General features: G+C 66.3%; 16 protein-coding genes and 2 tRNA genes. 10 read left to right on the plus strand and 8 right to left on the minus strand.

Annotated elements, in window-relative coordinates:
- Positions 1 to 77: 77 nt before the first annotated feature.
- From J5M86_RS00075 to J5M86_RS00090, 4 genes are all read left to right on the plus strand, one after another.
- A tRNA-Ile gene (locus J5M86_RS00075) sits at positions 78 to 154 on the plus strand.
- 29 nt (positions 155 to 183) lie between these two features.
- Positions 184 to 336: a DLW-39 family protein gene (locus tag J5M86_RS00080; RefSeq protein ID WP_188061378.1), complete on the plus strand. Its 153-nt coding sequence runs from the start codon at positions 184 to 186 to the stop codon at positions 334 to 336.
- A gap of 36 nt (positions 337 to 372) precedes the next feature.
- Positions 373 to 445: transfer RNA gene (locus J5M86_RS00085), tRNA-Ala, on the plus strand.
- An 843-nt stretch (positions 446 to 1,288) separates the two neighbouring features.
- Entirely contained in the window at positions 1,289 to 1,726 is a 438-nt protein-coding gene (locus tag J5M86_RS00090; RefSeq protein WP_188061379.1) for a hypothetical protein, read from the plus strand.
- 743 nt (positions 1,727 to 2,469) lie between these two features.
- On the opposite strand, the gene J5M86_RS00095 is transcribed toward J5M86_RS00090, so the two are convergent.
- On the minus strand, positions 2,470 to 2,661 hold the full coding sequence (locus J5M86_RS00095) for a hypothetical protein (RefSeq protein ID WP_188061380.1): 192 nt from the start codon (positions 2,659 to 2,661) through the stop codon (positions 2,470 to 2,472).
- Between the two features lie 289 nt (positions 2,662 to 2,950).
- Here J5M86_RS00095 and J5M86_RS00100 point away from each other — a divergent pair, with 289 nt between their 5' ends.
- Together J5M86_RS00100 and ilvA are read left to right on the plus strand one after the other, a co-directional pair.
- Positions 2,951 to 3,790, plus strand: a complete 840-nt coding sequence (locus J5M86_RS00100; RefSeq protein ID WP_188061381.1) for an Fpg/Nei family DNA glycosylase — start codon at positions 2,951 to 2,953, stop codon at positions 3,788 to 3,790.
- A gap of 349 nt (positions 3,791 to 4,139) precedes the next feature.
- Positions 4,140 to 5,375, plus strand: a complete 1,236-nt coding sequence (gene ilvA / locus J5M86_RS00105) for a threonine ammonia-lyase IlvA (RefSeq protein WP_188061382.1) — start codon at positions 4,140 to 4,142, stop codon at positions 5,373 to 5,375.
- A 282-nt stretch (positions 5,376 to 5,657) separates the two neighbouring features.
- Here ilvA and J5M86_RS00110 read toward each other — a convergent pair whose 3' ends face one another.
- The 6 genes from J5M86_RS00110 to J5M86_RS00135 all read right to left on the minus strand — a co-directional run bounded on the left by J5M86_RS00110 (position 5,658) and on the right by J5M86_RS00135 (position 11,447).
- Positions 5,658 to 5,879, minus strand: a complete 222-nt coding sequence (locus tag J5M86_RS00110) for a hypothetical protein (protein ID WP_188061383.1) — start codon at positions 5,877 to 5,879, stop codon at positions 5,658 to 5,660.
- A 57-nt stretch (positions 5,880 to 5,936) separates the two neighbouring features.
- Complete coding sequence (locus J5M86_RS00115) at positions 5,937 to 7,049, minus strand: M1 family aminopeptidase (protein WP_188061384.1); 1,113 nt, start codon at positions 7,047 to 7,049, stop codon at positions 5,937 to 5,939.
- A gap of 131 nt (positions 7,050 to 7,180) precedes the next feature.
- Positions 7,181 to 8,335 (minus strand): alpha/beta hydrolase-fold protein, encoded by a 1,155-nt coding sequence (locus tag J5M86_RS00120; protein ID WP_188061385.1) that lies wholly within the window; start codon positions 8,333 to 8,335, stop codon positions 7,181 to 7,183.
- Positions 8,304 to 9,257, minus strand: coding sequence for a hypothetical protein (locus J5M86_RS00125; RefSeq protein ID WP_188061386.1), 954 nt, complete (start codon positions 9,255 to 9,257; stop codon positions 8,304 to 8,306). Before J5M86_RS00125 ends, J5M86_RS00120 begins: the two co-directional genes overlap by 32 nt.
- Before the next feature lie 24 nt (positions 9,258 to 9,281).
- Positions 9,282 to 10,496, minus strand: a complete 1,215-nt coding sequence (locus tag J5M86_RS00130) for an acetyl-CoA carboxylase biotin carboxylase subunit family protein (RefSeq protein WP_188061387.1) — start codon at positions 10,494 to 10,496, stop codon at positions 9,282 to 9,284.
- A 102-nt stretch (positions 10,497 to 10,598) separates the two neighbouring features.
- Positions 10,599 to 11,447: a hypothetical protein gene (locus J5M86_RS00135; protein ID WP_188061388.1), complete on the minus strand. Its 849-nt coding sequence runs from the start codon at positions 11,445 to 11,447 to the stop codon at positions 10,599 to 10,601.
- Positions 11,448 to 11,786: 339 nt separating this feature from the next.
- Here J5M86_RS00135 and J5M86_RS00140 point away from each other — a divergent pair, with 339 nt between their 5' ends.
- The 3 genes from J5M86_RS00140 (at position 11,787) to J5M86_RS00150 (ending at position 14,431) form a co-directional block, all read left to right on the plus strand.
- Positions 11,787 to 12,980 (plus strand): MarP family serine protease, encoded by a 1,194-nt coding sequence (locus J5M86_RS00140; protein ID WP_188061389.1) that lies wholly within the window; start codon positions 11,787 to 11,789, stop codon positions 12,978 to 12,980.
- Positions 12,981 to 13,058: 78 nt separating this feature from the next.
- Positions 13,059 to 13,574 carry a peptidylprolyl isomerase gene (locus J5M86_RS00145; RefSeq protein WP_188061390.1) on the plus strand — a complete coding sequence of 172 codons (516 nt, stop codon included), beginning with the start codon at positions 13,059 to 13,061 and terminating at the stop codon, positions 13,572 to 13,574.
- Between the two features lie 14 nt (positions 13,575 to 13,588).
- The gene (locus J5M86_RS00150) at positions 13,589 to 14,431 is read left to right on the plus strand and encodes a rhomboid family intramembrane serine protease (RefSeq protein ID WP_188061391.1); all 843 of its coding nucleotides are present in this window, start codon (positions 13,589 to 13,591) and stop codon (positions 14,429 to 14,431) included.
- A 361-nt stretch (positions 14,432 to 14,792) separates the two neighbouring features.
- Here the strand turns inward: J5M86_RS00150 and J5M86_RS00155 are convergent, their stop codons facing one another.
- A complete protein-coding gene (locus tag J5M86_RS00155) occupies positions 14,793 to 15,590 on the minus strand; it encodes a DUF881 domain-containing protein (RefSeq protein ID WP_188061392.1) in 798 nt (265 codons plus the stop codon).
- A 66-nt stretch (positions 15,591 to 15,656) separates the two neighbouring features.
- On the opposite strand from J5M86_RS00155, the gene J5M86_RS00160 reads away from it, so the two are divergent.
- Entirely contained in the window at positions 15,657 to 16,085 is a 429-nt protein-coding gene (locus tag J5M86_RS00160; protein ID WP_244328394.1) for a cell division protein CrgA, read from the plus strand.
- Positions 16,086 to 16,207: the final 122 nt, after the last annotated feature.

The raw sequence follows: 16,207 nt of genomic DNA on the forward strand, positions 1-16,207 counted from the left end.
CCGTTTTGGTGCCCCGTGCTCGCATGGGGTAACCTCGTCCGGCGTTGCCCTAACAGGCAACACGCCGAACGGCGGACGGGCCTATAGCTCAGTCGGTTAGAGCGCTTCCCTGATAAGGAAGAGGTCACAGGTTCAAGTCCTGTTAGGCCCACCACTGTTCGAAAACCACTCAAGGAGTGACACATGAAGAAGGCACTGATGGTCATCGCCGCTGCTGGCGCAGCTGCGTTCGCGAGCCAGAAGTACAAGCAGGGTCAGGTCGGCAAGGACATGTGGTCCAAGGCGTCCGACAAGCCCGGCGAGAAGAGCTTCGACGTCAGCGGCACGTCCAGCTGATGTCGTTCGGGTCACTCCTCGCAAGTGGCCCGACCTGGGGGTATGGCGCAATTGGTAGCGCACCTGCTTTGCAAGCAGGGGGTTAGGGGTTCGAGTCCCCTTACCTCCACAAACTGTGAAGACGGCCGACATCGTGTCGGCCGTCTTCACGTTTCCGGCAATGGAGCACTCGAACCCGTTGGATGCACGCCCGCTGCGAGACAGACCGGCAAGTAGTAAGGACGCGCGCGGGACATCGAAAGCGATCCCGTCCATTTCAGGCTCGTCCAGCTCCTGCTCCACTTGCACCATCACGGTCAGGACGAACTCGTCGGGGAAGACCACATCGACGAGCAGACCGCATTCCGTAGCCTGTCATGCGGCCAGCTGGTCGGGGAGAGGTTGCTGCGCGAGTGCGAGGAGATGATCCCTGAGTTCGGCCAGCGCCGTGCCACCGATCGGCCGCGCCAGGTAGCGGACCACTCGGTCGGGCGCGACGAGTTCGATGTCGACGTCGAACGTGCCCTACGCCGCGTCGAGCGAGGGCACTTCGACGATCGCCCACGCCGCGCCGGACGGGGAGATGATGCGCATGGTGTGAGGTTCGAATGCAGTCACGAGCAGGCCCTCCCCGACGTTGTCGCGATCGAATCCCGCGAACTCCAGCCTCGGCCGAGCGAGCACTTGGCCGTGTGAACCTGGCTGGGCAGCATGGATTTCATGACTTGAACCCTGCCAGATCTTGGCTGTCGTGTGATCTATTTGCTGACCGGCGCACCCGGAAACGTCACCGCTTCAGTTTGAATTTTCGGAATGAGTGGAGCACGACGTCTGGTGCATCGTGACGGTGTATTACTTGGAGGAGAACGGATCGGTTAGCTTGTGCCGCACCCGGCGGCCAGTCGATCCTCCGCGCTGACCTGGGTGGTCGAGGCGGAGGCCCAGCAGTCGGCTCAGAGCAAAGGTGTGCACGATGAACGCTCAGCGGCTGCTGGTGGCCGCACTTCTGTGTGCGCTGTCCGGATGTGGGGTGCCGATCGAATCGGGCGTCTACCGCAACGGCGACAGGTTGGTATTTGCCGTGAGCCAGTGCGACATGACTTGGGAGTTCACCACCTTCGAAATACGGGAGAACCTCAAGAACACTCCGGGTGGGCGGGTGCTGTGGAGGGTTTCGGCAGCTGAAACATCCGCGCGAGTGAGCCAAGTCGAGCACGGCCTGGTGCCGAGAGGATTTCGCGAAGACGTTCCTATGGCAGAGCTCGACGCGACGAAGTCGTACATCGCAGTGTGGGAGGGTGCAGCGTCTACCACGACCGCGTTCGTACCGGCGGATGTGAAGGCTGACGAAGTGCTGGACCAAACCGGATCGCATGTTTCGTTGGACGACTGGCAGCGTTGCGAACGTTGAGCCCGTCGACTTGGAGTAACGAGCGGGTGAAGCTGAATTTCGTCGCCTGTTGCCCGGGAAATTGCGGCTGCTGATCTCACGGGACGCGCGCCCTAGGCTGGGAAGGCGGCTGGCATCTCGGTTGAAGACCTAACACGGTCTTGATCAACGAAGGAAATGAAGACAATGACCCTGACACTCGACGCGATTCTCAGCAGTGCCGGAATGCCCGATCCCCGCCTTCCCGAATGAACACAACCCAATATTTCGGTGGGTAAGCAGGAAAGCTGTGGGACTTGGCGGACTGTTGGCTCGTATAGGAAAGAATCTCCTCATCGGTGGAGTCTGCGTGAATGCCGGGCAAGCCGAGGTCCTCTTGTTCTCGCACGAAGGCATGGCGGATGGCCTGGGAGTCGGCCAAGTCGAATGCGAAGCGACATCCCGCGCACCCTCAGGTGGGTGTTAGGGCGCGAGTTGGGTGTCGGAGCGGGAGCCCTACCTCCCGCTGCGACACCCAACTCACGGGTACACACCCAACTCGATCGGCTGGACGTCCGGCGCAAGGCGAGTCGGACGACGCCCAAGCACCGCTGGGGGCGCGAAGTTGCGTTTGGACTGGCAGACGCCAACCGGACGTCCACCGTCCCGGATCAGTTCTTCCAAGTGGTGCTGAACATGGCCTTCACCGGGCCCGGCCCGTGGACCGACAAGGCGGCCGTGACAGTCGCGGGCACCACCTTCGAGAACACCGCCACTGTCCGTCGCTACTCCTTCGGAGGCAGCGCTTCGGGCAGGACGCCGGTGACGCCGACGTCCACTCCTTCGGCGACGACCTCGACTACTCCTCCGGTCACGACGTCCACCCCGCCGGTGGCCACGTCGACAACCTCGACGTCCAGCACGACGTCGAGTTCGAGCACCAGCACCCCGCCGGCCAGCACCTCGACGACCTCCACGCGGTCACCACCGGTCCGCCGGTCGTGACGGACGGTCCGAGGAGCACTGACGATTCGATCCGTTGCTGGGTCGGCGCCGGCGTCCTCTCGATGCTGATGCTGTTCGGGCTCTGCATCGCGCGGATCGTCGGTCGCACTCACTGAGATCGTCAGAACCGCGAACACAACCCGCGGACGAAGCGAGCACTGCTCGCGAGTCGCTTGATCCGCGAACTCTGCTCGCGGCATCCGCGGGTTGTGCGCGGGTTACCGCGTAGCGCGGTTGGGCACGCGGGATAGGTTGGCGAACGTGCCCGAAGGTCATGTCACTCACCGCATCGCCGGAATCCTCAACGAGCATTTCCTGGGGATGCCGGTGCGATCGACCTCCCCGCAGGGACGCTTCGAAGGTGCCGCCGAGATGGACGGACGCGTCTTCGAGCGCGCCGAGGCGTTCGGCAAGCACATGTTCGTCGGCTTCGAGGACGTCCCCGACCGGGTGAATATCCACCTCGGGCTGCTCGGGAAGTTCTTCTTCGCCGATGAGTACGACCCGCCCGAGACTGGCGCGATCCGGTGGCGCCTGTCGATCGACGAGCCGCCGTTCACGATGGACCTGCGCGGCCCGAATGTCTGCCAGCTGCGCAACCCCACCGAGGTCGAGAAGATCACCTCGGCGCTCGGGCCTGACCCGCTGCGGATCGACGCTGATCCCGAGAAGGCCTGGGCCCGCATTCACCGCAGCGGGTCACCGATCGCGGTGCTGTGCATGGACCAGAAGATCTTCGCCGGCGTCGGCAACATCTACCGTGCCGAGGCGCTCTACCGCCACCACATCGATCCGTTCATGGCAGGCAAGTTCCTACGGCGGGCCGAGTTCGAGGCGATCTGGAACGACTTCGTCCAGCTCATGCCACTCGGCGTGCGCGACGGCCGCATCGACACCGTCTACCCCGAGCACACGCCTGAGGCGATGGGACGTCCGCCGCGCGTCGACAAGCACGGCGGCGAGGTGTACGTATACCGCCGGTCGGGGCTGCCCTGCCTCGTGTGCGGCAACCCGGTGGCGATGCAGGAGCTTGCCGCCCGCAACCTCTTCTGGTGTCGCACCTGCCAGCCACGCTCGCGGCGCCGCGTCGTGCGCGACTGACCGCCGTTCAAAGCGACGGTTCCGCCGACCCGGGGCGATGGCTCACCGATGTAGGCGCTGAGAGTTCCTCGTGACCTCTTTGGTCGAACCTCGAAGTCGAGGGGCCAAAGTGTCGTGTAGCGGGGGATGCATAGCTGGAAGCGGTCGAATGCTCTTGTGAACGAGTGTTTCGACCAAGTCCTGGGCATCGGCGTTCTCGCCGCAGACCTGGCAGGGTTTCGTGCTGATGGCGCTGGTCGCCGCCCGCGATGTCGCCCTCACCAACTGATCGGACGCCCGGCCCGTGGGCAGCGACCGGCCCGCGGACGACCGGTCAGTTGGTGTGGACGTCCGGCGTAATCTGACGCCCATGTCCGTGACCAGAGCCGATGTGGCGGCCGCCGCCGAGCGGATCGACGAAGTGGTGGTGCGCACCCCGCTGCAGTACTGCGAGCGCTGGTCGACCGCTCTCGGCGCCACCGTCCTGCTGAAGCGTGAAGACCAGCAGCCGGTGCGGTCGTACAAGATCCGCGGCGCGCTCAACATCATCAGCCAGCTCACCCCCGAGCAGCGCTGGGCCGGTGTGGTTGCAGCGAGCGCCGGCAACCACGCCCAGGGTGTGGCTCTGGCATGCGCCGATCTGCAGGTCAAGGCGCGCATCTACCTGCCCACCAATACCCCGCGCCAGAAGCGCGACCGGGTGGCGGCCTTCGGCAAGGGATATGTCGAACTCGTCGTGGGCGGTGAGTCGTATGACGACGCCGCCGCAGCCGCGAAAGCTGACGCCGCGCGTACCGGAGCAACCCTCGTCCCGGCCTTCGACGACCCGCGCGTGGTCGCGGGTCAGGGCACGGTGATGGCCGAAGTGATCGACGAACTCAAAGACGTGCCGGACGTCGTCCTTGTGCCGGTCGGTGGAGGCGGGTTGCTCGCCGGAACCATTGCCGCTCTGGGAGATTCGCGCGTCCGTGTGGTCGCGGTGGAGCCGACCGGCGCGGCGAGCCTGAAGGCCGCATTGGACGCCGGAACCCCCGTCACGTTGGACGAACTCGACCGCTTCGCCGACGGCACCGCCGTGCGCCGGGTGGGCGATGTGCCTTTCCCGATCATCAAGGACGCCGCTCCGGAGATCGTGCTGGTCGACGAGGGTGCGATCTGCGTCGAGATGCTCGAGCTCTACCAGTCCGAGGGCATCATCGCCGAGCCGTCCGGGGCGCTGGCGCCTGCCGCTCTCGGCCAGATCGAGGTGGAGCGCGGCGACACCGTCGTGGTCATCATCTCCGGTGGCAACAACGACGTCTCCCGCTACGCCGACGTCGTCGAGCGCGCCCTCGTCCACGAAGGGCGCAAGCACTACTTCATGGTGGAGTTCTCCCAGGAGCCCGGCGCGCTGCGCCGCTTCCTGCACGACGTGCTCGGCCCAGACGACGACATCGCACTCTTCGAATACGTCAAGCGCAACAACCGAGAATTCGGCCCGGCGCTGGTCGGCATCGAGCTCGGTTCGGCCGACGACTACGAGCCGCTGCTGAAGCGGATGGAAGCCTCGCCGCTGCGCATCGAACACCTCCCGCCCGACAGCCCGCTCTTCGGCTTCGCTCTGTAGCTCCCGCGCTCACGAGTCCGTCAACCTACTGTTTGTCCGCGAGCCCACTGAGTACAGCCAGTAGGGTCACGCTCCATCAGTAGGTTCGCGACGGGTGAGGGGGGTGTTCGTGAAGCCGACCTCCACGGTTACCGCGCTCGCGGCCGCACACCACGGATCCTCCTGGGCCGTGGCCCGCGACGTGGATTCGCGCCCGATCGCCGCGCGGGAGGTCCGCTCCGCCGGGCTACGGGACCGCGCTCTGCGCGAACTCGAGACGCCTGGGTCCGACTGATCCCGCGATCAGACGATCTTGTACTTGTTCCAGAAGGTCGCGAGGCTGCGTCCGGCCACCCGCTCGGCGATCGTGCGGAAGTCGTACCGGGTGATGTTCTGGTACGCCTTCTCGGCGGCGAGCGCCCGCAGGAAGGCGGTGTGCCGCGGCGCCTGCCACTGCAGGTAGCTGCCGTCCATCTCGCGGCGTAGTTCACGCATCACGCCGTACGCCGAGTTGTAGTAGGTCATGCTCGTGATGTTGTGCGGGCCGGCGGTCGCGGCGAGCGTCGACGGAGATGCGGTGTACTACGAGCGCAGACCGCCGTACTTCAGGTCGTAGTCGTTCTCCAGCAGCACCGCGAGGCCTTCGTGGATCAGCACGACGTCCTTCCACTGCCGCGCGGTGACGGAGTTACCGAACCACATGTGGGCGTTCTCGTGCGCGATGAACGACGGGCCGTAGGTGCCGTCGACCAGCGAGCGGCGGTAGATGCCCGAGCCGACGCCTTCGTGCGCGCCGACCGGCAGGACGCCGTACGAGGAGCCACCCGCATGACCCCACGGGTAGGGGCCGTACTGCGAGGCGAAGTAGTCGAGCGACTGCTTGGTGTGGGTGGCGAGGCGACTGGGCACCGAGCCCATCCCGGCGAACTGATGGAGCACCGGCTTGCCGGCGATCGTCCAGCTACCGGTCGTCTGCGCGAAGGGGCCGACGCCGAGCGATGGCTGGTACGCCGCCACCGGACGGCTGATGACGATTTTCGCGTTGCGCATCGTGCCGTTGCTGAAGGTGTAGTAGCTCGCTGATTCGCGGTGGCCGATGATGTGGTTGGACGCCGGCGTCGACACCGAGATGTTGTAGGTCGCCTTGGTGTCGAGGCGGTCGTTGCTCGGAATCCAGTAGATGGCACCGTCGGGCTGGCCACCGAAGACGATGAACGCGCCCTCCTCGTACACACCGTTGTGGTTGGACGACTTGCAGCGGGCGTTCGGGGTGTCGTTGTAATTCACCTTGACGGTGAACGTGCTGCCGCGCGCGATGCTGAAACCGCTGACGGAAATGCGACGCCACGAGGTGCGGGTGAAGGGCACCGCCCGGCCGTTGATCTGCACCGCTTCCACCCGCAGTGCGAAGTCGATGTAGAGGCCCGTCAGGTTGACCGATGCCGTGCAGTGCATCGTCGTCGCGCCGTACAGCCGGGCTGCAGTGGTGGGGTAGGTCAGCACCGTGTCGCCCACGTCGTAGTGCCGGACGACGTACCGGTTGTCGCCGTTGTAGGGCAGGAAGGAGTCGGTGGTGTCAGCCGCCGCGTGCGGTGCGCCGATCGCGGACGTGGCGGCTGCGGCGGCGACCGTGCCGGCACCACCGAGCAGCATGGTGCGCCGGGACAGGTGACTGCAGGAAGGCTGCTCGGACATCTCGGACCTCTTGTAACGAAAGAAATCAGACGGTCCGGTGTGGCTCCGTCGCGGATCAGCGATGACTGCCGATCCCCATCAGGCAGCGGTGCGCTGCGCCGAACCGTACTCGATTCTGCGCGTTTGCGCTGTCACTCGTAGTAGTACTGCGCGGCGCCGGGGTAGATCCACGACAGACCTTCCCGCAGCCGGTCGCGCCAGTCCTCCCAGGAGTGGCCGTCACGAGCCTCGCTGTACCGGACGTCCATACCCGTGCCGCGGAAGACCGGCACCATCGAGCGGTTGGCCACGATCAGCGGCTCGTAGATGCCGCACGACATGTACATCCGGTCGACCACCCGGGTCGGAGCTGCCCGGTAGCGGTTCATGAAACGCACCACTGGGTCGAACGCCGGACCACCGCCATGGGTGTTGCCGATGTCGGTGAAGACGAACGAACCCGATTGCACGACAAGCGAACCGAAGAAGCCCGGGTAGCGGTACGCCGTCGAGAGCGAGGCCACCGCGCCGAAGGACGCACCCATCAGGCAGCGTCCGGCCGGCGTGCCGAGCAGCGGCAGCTCCGACTCCAGGCGGGGGATGAGTTCGGAGTGCAGGAAGCGCGCGTGCTGGGCGCTGTTGGCGTACTCCTTGATGCGATCGCCGGGGTTGGTGAACGCCACGATCGTCTCGGCCATGTCGCGCCGGTGGATGAGGTTGTCGAGCACGTTCTTCATCGCGGCGAAGTTGAGGAAGTCGTCGCCGTCGTGCACCACCAACAGCGGATAACGCTGAGTGGCGTTGAAACGTGCGGGCAGGTAGACGCGGCAACGGGATTCGTGCCTCAGGGCACCGGCCGGTTGGATGACGTCGAGCAGTTCGCCGGGACGCGACTCGGGGTCGTACTTCGCCCATTCCGGCTCGGTGTAGCCGGCCGCCTGACAGACCGACGACGACCCGACCGGACTGTGGGCCAGCTTCGGGTTGAGCGGGTCGTTGAACCGCTCGTAGTGCTCTCCCCGCCGCACCTCGATCTGGTACTCCACCCGTGAACCGGAGGGCAATTCCATGATCGCGTACCAGAGCGTCGTGTTGCCGAGTCGCTTCATCGGCACACGGTCGGGCTGGCCCACGATGCGATGACACACCCACACCTCGTCCACCGAGTCGTGCTCCCCGCCGCGGAAGAGGAAGGTGCATTTCGCACCCTCGACGATCGGGACGGTCTGCCGCTGCAGGAAGCGGTCGATCCGCGCTTCGTCGAGCGGCTTGCGGTCACGCAGTCGGTTGATCGCCAGCTTGCGCATCGTCACCTCCTCGTGGACGCATGGCACCGGTCGCGTCGATCACCGACGCGTCAGCGGGCAGGGTGCCGTGCTCGATCACGACGCGGGCGCCCGGGTCGAGCGGCACGCAGATGCTCGGTGCGAAACGCTGCGCGAGCAGGCCCATGTTCTGCCGGTCACCGGTGCGCAGCCGCTGTTTGGCCGACGGGAAGACCGTGACACCGGTCAGCACCCCCAGCCCGTGATCGAACACCTCCGAGCATCCAGGGCCCCGCACCGAGTGCTCGTCGAAGAGCACCACCCGCGAGGTGATCGCCATGGCGCCGGCCGACCACGCGACGATCGGCAGGCGTCCGAACCCGGCCGGGTTGAGATTGAACAGGTGCAGCGCGTCGAGCAGTTCGATGATGTGACCGCCGGCCAGGATGATCGCCCCGGCATCAGCCAGCAGCTGCGCCACTTCGTGCCGGTGGCGGACGATCGCCGGACGCTCGTGTGGCGGGTACTTCGCGTAGAAACTCGCCTGGATCTCCCCGACCCGGGCAATGTGTTGCTTGTCCATCCCACGCAACACCTGGACGGCGTCAGCCACCGCGAGTTCGCGCAGGGCGGCCGATCCGGATGTGCGAGTGCGCAATTCGTTGAGGAACTGCACCGTGTGCGACAGCCCCAGTTGGTAGAGCTCCTGGAGTTCGAGCAGCTGCGCCCGGCGTTCGCGATGCGCGGCGGCGTATTGAGGGTCGTTCTCGAAGACCGACTGCATGCGATGCCACAGGTGCAGGTTGCGGCTGCGTCCGCGCAGGTGTCGGTCGAGTTCGGAGTCGTCCTTCTCCCGCTCCTGCCAGCCGGCCGTGATCGTGACGAAGGGCCCGCCGAGGTCGAGCGAAGTGACCAGCTTGTCGAGGTTGGGACGCCGCTGCGGCCCGAGCAGCACGACGGTCATGACGCGATCCCTGAGCGCGCGCGACTACGAAGCACGGACCTGAACTGTCCGGCCGATGTCGTCGAGGATGTCGCGCAAGGTGTCGAAGTCCCTGTGCCGTAAGCGCATCCACGCGTTGGCCATGTAGCCGGCCTCGATCGGCTGGGTGCCCTGGCCGTAGGGCAGGTGCTCGTCGATGAACAACGGACCGTACTTGCGGTGCACCTCCTCCACGCCGTCGATATGGGTGATGGTGCCGTCGCGGTCGGGGCGCAGCGCGATGATGCCGGAGGCGAACTGGCGGCTCGGCACGTGCCACACCTGGTGGTGCACGATCGCGTCGGCCCAGGCGCGGAAGATGTCGATGTCGTTACCGGCCGCGTAGAGGTCCCAACAGCCGACGCCCGGCGGGCGCGCGCCGATCTCGCTGAACCGCAAGCCTTTCGGACTGACGAAGTACTCCATGTGGGTGGCCGACGTCCGGATGCCGAGTGCTTCGTTGACGCGCTCGCCCAGCTCGCGCAGCTGCCCGTACAACTCACCTTCACCGATGCGATTGGTGGAGATGTACTGCGGGCTGATCCACCGCGTCCGCATCGCTTCGAGCACACCGGGGTAGTAGTGCGAGGCGAAGTCGAGCTTGATCTCGCCGTCGACACTGATGGTGTCGTAGAAGCCCTCGTGCCCCTCGATGAACTCCTCGACCGCGACCGACCCGGTGTGACCGAGGGTGTCGAGCACGGCGTCCAGCTCGTTGTCGTTGCTGACCTTGTGGGTGCCGGCCGCGCCCGCGCCGTCGCGCGGCTTGATGATGATCGGGTAGCCCTGCTCGGCGACGAAGGCCCTGATTTCTTCGGCGTTGGACGCACCGATGGACGCCGCGGTCGGCACGCCCGCTTTGCGCAGGGCTTCCTTCATGGCCGGCTTGTCGCGGCACAGGTAGGTGGTGTGCACCGACGTGCCGGGGATGCCGTGGCGCTCGCGGACGACCGCCGCGGGCAGGGTGTGCGACTCGATGGTCGCCTCGAGCGCGTCGATCCAGGCGAAGCCCTGGAAGTGGGTGACCGCGGCCGACAACTGGTCGACGTCGGTGACCGAACCCACCTGGTAGTAGTGGTCGATCCAGCTCTGGAGTTCTTCGTCCAGCCACTCCCACGGCGTCTCGCCGACCGCGAGGACGGTGGCGCCGACGGCCTTGAGGGCGCGCGGGAACTCGCGCTGGTTGCGCGGGAAGTTGGGTTCGACGAAGACGACGTTCACGCGGTCACCCTATGCGGTACGCGGCGGTAGGTCTGCGTGCTTGGCGGAGTGGGGAACAGCAAAGACCCCCGACCGCGAGGCGGGGGTCTTCGCGACCAAACGTCAGTGACGGGTGATGCCGTCGGTCTCCGAGGAGGCCGGGTTGACCCGCTCGGATGCTGCGTTCTGCTGGTTGGCGCGGACGACGGCCTGCGCACGGCGGGCTTCGTCCTTCTTCTTCTTGCTGGAGTAGACGAGGTAGCCACCCGCGCCCAGACCGGCGAGGCCCAGGACGATGAGCAGCTTGCCCGGCTTCTTCTTTTTCTTGGCGGCGGCCGGCACGACCTTCTCCACGAGGTCCTGGCCCTGCGGCGGCAGCGCGAGGTAGGCCTGGGTGCCGGCGTCAGCGGCGCGGTGGCCGGCCTGCTGCGCGGTGGCAGCGGCGGTGGCGATCGCGGTCTGGATGCGCGGCATCCACTCGTCCGAGAAGAGGTGGTGTGCTTGGTCGCGGGTGAGGCCGGCGAACTCCTGCACCTTGGGCGCGGCGTTCTCGCGGGCGGCCTCAAGCTTGGGAGCGGCGGCGTCCTTGGCGTCGTACGCGGCAGCCTTGGCGGCCTCGACCTTGGGCGCGGCGGCCTTCTTGAACGACTTCACCTTCGGCGCAGCGGCGTCCCTGGCGTCGTGCGCCGCGACCGACACGGCAGCCAGCTTCGGCGCGGCAGCCTCACGCGCGGCGTCGACCTTGGGTGCGACGGCGTCCTTGGCAGCGTCCACCTTGGGAGCTGCGGCGTCACGAGCTGCCTCGACCTTGGGTGCGAGCGCTTCCTTGGCCGCGTCGACCTTCGGTGCGGCTGCTTCGGCAGCGTCGCTCACGATGCCGGCAGCGGCGGCGAGGGCGCCCTTGGCCGCCGACTTCAGGTCGTCGGCGTGGCCCTTGGCCTTGTTTGCCGGGGAGGGGTTGATCCTCAACACGTACGTCTCCTTGTTCCCCCGCGAGTTCTGCGAGATTTCCCACGAGTAGTGATTCACGAGGGTCGACGCCCTCGGTCTGCATTCCAGCGTAACGATCCGGGGCGGTTCATGGTTCGCCGCTGGGCGACGAACTGGCCGCCCCGCCGCTCACGGTCGGTGAGTTGTTTCACAGCGTCCCGACAGTGACATCACAGTGACATCAAATGTGCCGTCAAATCCGCTCTTTGCGGAACCGTGGCGACCCGACCGGGCGTTGCCAAGACGTTCCGTCCAACGGAATCCTGCGGCTCGGTGTCACCGAGGCGGGCGCGCAGAAGCACTCTGACGAGGAGAACACTCATGGGTGCAGGAACTCTCGACCTGCTGCTGGTGGTCGCACTGGCGACCTACGCCTTCGCCGGCTGGCGTCGCGGCGGCGTCACCAGCCTGCTCGGCCTGGCCGGATTGGTGCTCGGCGGGCTGCTCGGCTTCCTGATCGCGCCGTTGATCATCGACCAGGTCACCATCACCACCACGCAGGCGACGCTCGCCAACGCCTTCATCGTGGTGGTCGTCGCACTCATCGGTCAGGGCTCGGTGGGCGCACTCGGGGCCAGGGTGCGGGCTCGCCAGCGCGACAAAGCGGTGCAACTCGCCGACTCCGCGGCGGGTGCCGTGGTGACCGTCGCGTCCGTCTCGGTCGGGGTCTGGCTGCTGGCCACCGCGGTGCAGCCGCTGGTGTCGGAAAGCAATTCACAGGCAATCTCGCAGTCGCGTGTCCTGGGCGCGGTCGATGCCGTGCTGCCCACGGGTGCCGCGGGTTGGTCGTCGGCGCTGCGGGACGAGATCGACCGCTCGGGTTTCCCACGCGTCTTCGAGGACGCTTCGGAGCCGGTCGCGCCGCCCGACCCTGGCACGACGACCACTACCACTCCTGCGGTCCAGCGAGCGGCGGCGTCGGTCGTCCGCATCCGCACCGCGCCGTCCGAGTGCAGCGGTCTGCAGACCGGATCAGGCTGGGTGCAGGCTCCCGGCAGGGTCGTGACGAACGCGCACGTCGTCGCCGGTTCCGGTCCGGTCACCGTGCAGGAGGGCGGACGCGGGGAGCGACTTCGCGCCACGGTGATCTTCTTCGATCCGCAGGCTGATCTCGCCGTGCTGGCGGTGAGTGGCCTGAAAGCGGCACCGCTGCCGATGACCACAGGCACGGTCGTGTCGTCCACGGACGCGGTCATCGCCGGGTATCCCGAGAACGGTCCGTACCGCGTCATCCCGGCGCGGGTCGGCACACAGATCATGACTCGCGGTGCTGACATTTACGGCGACCCTGGCGCCACTCGTGAGATGTATTCCGTTGCGGCACAGGTGCGTCCGGGCAACAGTGGCGGCCCGATGCTCACCACGGACGGGCGCGTCGCGGGCACCGTCTTCGCGCGGGCGAAGAACGACGTCGGCACGGGGTACGTGCTGACCAACGACATGCTCACCCAGCGCCTGCAGGCGACCCCGCCCACCGGATCGGCCGTACCGACCGGCGCGTGCACGCCGCGTTGAGCCGATGGCGGTGGAGGTCGTGAACAATCGAGCGTGCAGGTCGCGAACGCGATGAACGCGGTGCCTAGACTCGGACGCATGAATGCAACGCTGCACACCAATTTCGGCGACATCAACGTCACCCTCTTCGAGGACGACGCACCCAAGACCGTGAAGAACTTCGTCGGTCTGGCCACGGGCGAGCTCGACTACAACGACGACGCGGGCCGCTCGAACCCCACACCGTTCTTCGACGGGCTGACCTTCCACCGCATCATTCCCGGCTTCATGATCCAGGGCGGCTGCCCGCTGGGTCAGGGCGTCGGTGGCCCCGGCTACACCTTCGACGACGAGATCTCGCCCGACCGCAACTTCAACGCCCCCTACATGCTGGCGATGGCCAACGCCGGCAAGCGTGGCGGCAAGGGCACCAACGGCTCGCAGTTCTTCATCACCGTTGCGCCCACCACCTGGCTGCAGGGCAAGCACACCATCTTCGGTGAAGTCGCCGACCAGGACAGCCGCGACGTCGTCGACAAGATTGCCGCCGTGCAGACCGGTGCGATGGACCGTCCCGTCAACGACGTCACCATCGAGAAGGTCACCGTCGCCTGACGGCCCCTTCCCGAATGACCGACTTCAGCGCGCAGCCCACCTGTCCCCGGCATCCGGGGCAGGTGGCCTACGTGCGTTGTCAACGCTGTGATCGTCCGACCTGCCCGGCCTGTCAACGGCCGGCGCCGGTCGGCATCCAGTGCGTCGAGTGCGTCAAGCAGGAGGCAAAGGCCAACCCCCGCGCGGTGCGTCGCCCCTCGGACGAACGGCCGCTGGTCAGCTACACGATCATCGGCATCTGTGCCCTTGTCTGGCTGGGGCAGTTGGCCACCAACAAGATCACGGACGACTTCTTCTTCGCGCCGGTGCTCGCCGACTCCGAGCCATGGCGCTTCCTGACGGCGGCCTTCCTGCACGATCCCGGCTCGCCGATGCACCTGTTGTTCAACATGTACGCCCTGTGGCTCACCGGGCAGTACCTCGAACCACTGCTCGGACGAGCACGCTTCCTCGCGCTCTTCCTCATCTCCGCGTTCGGCGGATCGGTCGGCTTCGAGTTGCTGGCCACCGTCCCGGCACTCGGTGAGACCAACTGGTGGCAGGGCACCGTCGGCGCCTCAGGTGCCGTCTTCGGACTCTTCCTCGCCGTCGTCGTCATCAACCTCAAACTCAAGCGCGACATCTCCTCCATGGTGATCGTGCTGGTGATCAACGCGGTGCTGTCGCTGGTGATCTCCGGCATCGCCTGGCAGGCCCACCTCGGTGGCGCCATCACCGGCGCCGCCTGCGCGGCTGTCCTCAACGGTCCCCGCAGGTTCCAGTGGGCCGGTCTCGCCGCGATCACCGTCGGGCTGGTCGTTCTGGCCCTCATCGGCCTGCAACTGGCCCCTGAGCGTCCTGTACTCGGCTGGCCCTAGGGCTCGAACGCCTGTTCGGAGTTACACCGGTGTGGTTTTACACAGCTGTGGACAACCATGTGCATAACCCGCCGAGTTATCCCCAGGCGGTGCACATGTTGTGGAATGTGACTCCTGTGACTCGTGATTCCGATCGTCTGGCCCAGGCGTCCGGGCCGGAATACACATACGCGGCGGGTGCAGCGGGCTGACCCACACTCCGTCGGAAGCCTCGGCCCACAAACCGGACGCAAATCACACGTTTTCGTCACAGAAACGTGCGATTTGCGTCCGGTTTGTAGCGCATGTGCGAAGAGGCGCCGCGTTTGCGCCAGCGGGCTGGGCGGGGTCGGACGGTGTTCAGCGCAGCCGGACGCGGGGGCTATTTGGCCGAAGACGACGGAGCGGACGAAGAAGTAGCCGAAGCGCCGGACGCCGGTGAAGACGGCGCGGACGACGAGAACGCCGCCTTCGCGTAGCGCAGCGTGCTGGAACCACCGAACGCTGGGAAGGTCTGCGAGGCGGAGGTCTTCACGTCGTAGCCGAGGCCGACGAGGTCGACGTACGAGCGGTAGTTGGTGACGCCGGCGTCATTCTCGAGCGCCAGTTTGAGTTCGGTGGTGTCGCCCATCGCGGTGATCTTGAAGGGCGGCGAATACACGCGTCCCTGCAGGATGAGGGTGTTGCCGACGCAGCGCACCGCGGAGGTGCTGATCACCCGCTGGTCCATGAGCATCATCGCCGTCGCACCGCCGCGCCAGAGCGCATTGACCACAGCTTGCACGTCCTGCTGGTGCACCACGAGCCAGTTGAGGTTGCCGCCCTCGGGCAGCGTCGACGGGTCGCGCTTGGAGTCGTCGAGAGTGACGGTGACGGTGCTGCCGGTCACCGCCGTGAATCCGGCCTTGGGGGCCAACGCGTCCGCCTTGGCGGCGATGGTCGCGGCGTTGTTGGATCCGCCGGAGGTCTTGCTGAGTGAATCAACCTGGCTTTGGAGCGATTTCACAGTTGCCGACTGCCTGGCCACGCGTTGGTTGGCGGCCTGCACCACCTGGGCCATGTCGCGCTGACCCGGACGCAGGTCGTTGCCCTTGCTGGCGGTGGCGCTGATGCCGAAGAGCAGACCGGCCGACACCGTGACCGCAGTGACGACGGCGGTCCAGGGTGTGCGGCGGGTCATCGATGAGCCTTCGTGCGGGGGTGACTTAGGCTCTAACCCTAACCGCCGTACCGACCGGGAGTTGATGTGAGCAAGTCCAACAAGCCGTCCAAGGGCACCTCCAAGGACATCGCCGACGGCACGAACGACGACCAGGTCGAGGAGACCGTCGTCGAAGAGGTCGGCGACGAGGAGTCGGACGGCAAGACGCTCGGGGTTGCGAAGAAGACCAAGGCCGAGCGGGACGCCGAGAAGGCTGAAGCTCAGCGCGAGGCCGAGCGCGAGACGCTGCGGCGCCGGCAGACGCCCCAGGCGGTGAAGCTGGACGGCGGCAAGAACCCCAGTTGGTGGGTGCCGACGATGCTCGGCCTCATGGTGATCGGCCTGATCTGGTTGGTTGTCTACTACCTGTCGTTCGAGAAGCAGCTGCCCCTGCCGGCGCTGGGTCAGTGGAACATGGGCGTCGGCTTCGCCTTCATCATGACCGGCTTCATCATGACCACCCGCTGGAAGTAGCCACACCCACCCGCGTCCTGCGCGCAAGAACGCTGACCCGTTCGGATAGCTCGCACCCATGAGGCTGGTGCACGATGGGCCGGTAGCCGAATCTTCCATCTGACTCAGTTGGTCGCACCGCC

It is taken from the genome of Yimella sp. cx-51, assembly GCF_017654605.1.
GTDB lineage: Bacteria > Actinomycetota > Actinomycetes > Actinomycetales > Dermatophilaceae > Yimella.

Excerpts from the sequence above, each read along its gene's own strand:
- J5M86_RS00080 (WP_188061378.1), top strand. The coding sequence starts at position 184 with ATGAAGAAGGCACTGATGGTCATCGCCGCTGCTGGCGCAGCTGCGTTC.
- J5M86_RS00090 (WP_188061379.1), top strand. The coding sequence starts at position 1,289 with ATGAACGCTCAGCGGCTGCTGGTGGCCGCACTTCTGTGTGCGCTGTCC.
- ilvA (WP_188061382.1), top strand. The coding sequence starts at position 4,140 with ATGTCCGTGACCAGAGCCGATGTGGCGGCCGCCGCCGAGCGGATCGAC.
- J5M86_RS00110 (WP_188061383.1), bottom strand. The coding sequence starts at position 5,879 with ATGACCTACTACAACTCGGCGTACGGCGTGATGCGTGAACTACGCCGC.
- J5M86_RS00115 (WP_188061384.1), bottom strand. The coding sequence starts at position 7,049 with ATGTCCGAGCAGCCTTCCTGCAGTCACCTGTCCCGGCGCACCATGCTG.
- J5M86_RS00120 (WP_188061385.1), bottom strand. The coding sequence starts at position 8,335 with ATGCGCAAGCTGGCGATCAACCGACTGCGTGACCGCAAGCCGCTCGAC.
- J5M86_RS00125 (WP_188061386.1), bottom strand. The coding sequence starts at position 9,257 with ATGACCGTCGTGCTGCTCGGGCCGCAGCGGCGTCCCAACCTCGACAAG.
- J5M86_RS00140 (WP_188061389.1), top strand. The coding sequence starts at position 11,787 with ATGGGTGCAGGAACTCTCGACCTGCTGCTGGTGGTCGCACTGGCGACC.
- J5M86_RS00145 (WP_188061390.1), top strand. The coding sequence starts at position 13,059 with ATGAATGCAACGCTGCACACCAATTTCGGCGACATCAACGTCACCCTC.
- J5M86_RS00150 (WP_188061391.1), top strand. The coding sequence starts at position 13,589 with ATGACCGACTTCAGCGCGCAGCCCACCTGTCCCCGGCATCCGGGGCAG.
- J5M86_RS00155 (WP_188061392.1), bottom strand. The coding sequence starts at position 15,590 with ATGACCCGCCGCACACCCTGGACCGCCGTCGTCACTGCGGTCACGGTG.